At 58.6% G+C, this 1,426-nt stretch carries 1 protein-coding gene; it reads right to left on the reverse strand.

Annotation, left to right across the window (positions count from 1 at the left end):
• Positions 1–276 precede the first annotated feature (276 nt).
• Positions 277–1,296 (reverse strand): IS110 family RNA-guided transposase, encoded by a 1,020-nt coding sequence (locus F6X42_RS42640; protein ID WP_187639731.1) that lies wholly within the window; start codon positions 1,294–1,296, stop codon positions 277–279.
• Positions 1,297–1,426: the final 130 nt, after the last annotated feature.

Genomic DNA, 1,426 nt, shown 5'->3' on the forward strand with positions numbered 1-1,426 from the left:
TCTATATGAACGCGTCCCTTTGCGCTAGTTCTCGCTTGTGTGACAGACAGGATGGGCTGCTGCTCTATATCCGGGCTTGTTGCAGCCCAATAGGCTACGGCCCCCTATGAAATCCGCTGGCCCGCGCCTCACTCCTCAAACGAGCTCGAAGCTCTGGAAATGATTCAGGCTTGGCGGGCCCCGGTCCTACCTGGCTTGTCATCACACTCGTTTGCTGCGCAACCTTTCGACGTTCACCCTGTGTCAAACGTTGATCTTCTACATCGCGTGAGCCATTCAGGCCGGATTCACGCTGACATAGTCCTTCCGGTATGGCCGGTTATGGGCCAGTACGGCCCAGATCGTTCGCGCCATCTTGTTGGCCAGTGCGACGACCACGACATTCTTTGGCCGCCGCTTCTTCATCTGCTCGACCCACTCACCCGGCTCCTTTGCGTGCTCAAGGACGCTACGCGCACCGTGGATCAGCAGTGTGCGCAGATACGTGTCACCCCTCTTGCTGATCCCGTGCAGATTCACCTTGCCGCCCGAACCCGTCTGCCTCGGTACGATCCCAACCCACGCGGCAAACTCCCGCCCCGAACTGAACGCTTTCGGATCGCCCATCATCGCGACTGCCGCCGTTGCCGTCAGCAGTCCGACGCCGGGAATCTCGCCGATTGCCTTTACCGATTTGTCTTCCTTCTTCCACTCGCGCATGCGGCGCTCAATCTGCGCTACCTGTTCGTCCAGCTTCGCCAGTCCGTTCCACTGCTCGCGAAACGTGTCAATGATCACAGCAGGCAGACGCTCAGCGAGCCGTTCGAGCACCACTGGTATCTCCTTGTCCAGCTTGCTTCGCCCCTTGCTCATCACCTCGCCGTATTCCGTCAGCAGTCCTCGCAGGCTATTGGTCTGCATCGTTCGGAACTTGAGCAGTTGCTGCCTCATCCGGTGCAGCCCAAGCATCGCCTGCTGCATCTCAGTTTTTACCGCTACCGGCTTGCCTGGCTGCTGTACTGCCAGCCAGATCGCCCGGGCGTCCGCCGCATCGCTCTTGTTGCGGACATTGAACGCTTTCACAAACTCCCCCGGCATCAGCTTCACCTCGTGGCCCATCTTCGTCAGTTGCCGGGCCCAGTGGTGCGCACCACCACACGCTTCTATCCCGATCAGGCACGGCGCACGGTTCGCGAAATGTTCAAGGAACTTTGCCCGCTTGATCGGCTTGTTCACGATCTCGCCGGTTTCCTGATCGATGTAATGCACCTGGAACACGTTTTTCGCGATGTCCACGCCGACTGCTGTACGATTCACGACTGGATCCTCCGGTTGCCTTGGGAAACTTCCTATTTTCCACGTGGGTACATCGATGCCGTTGGCCAGTGAGGATCCACCTTGATTTGCTCACTCGGTCACGGGGTGGGACGCGTTCATTTCATTCCTC

This window comes from Paraburkholderia podalyriae (assembly GCF_014397785.1).
GTDB lineage: Bacteria > Pseudomonadota > Gammaproteobacteria > Burkholderiales > Burkholderiaceae > Paraburkholderia > Paraburkholderia podalyriae.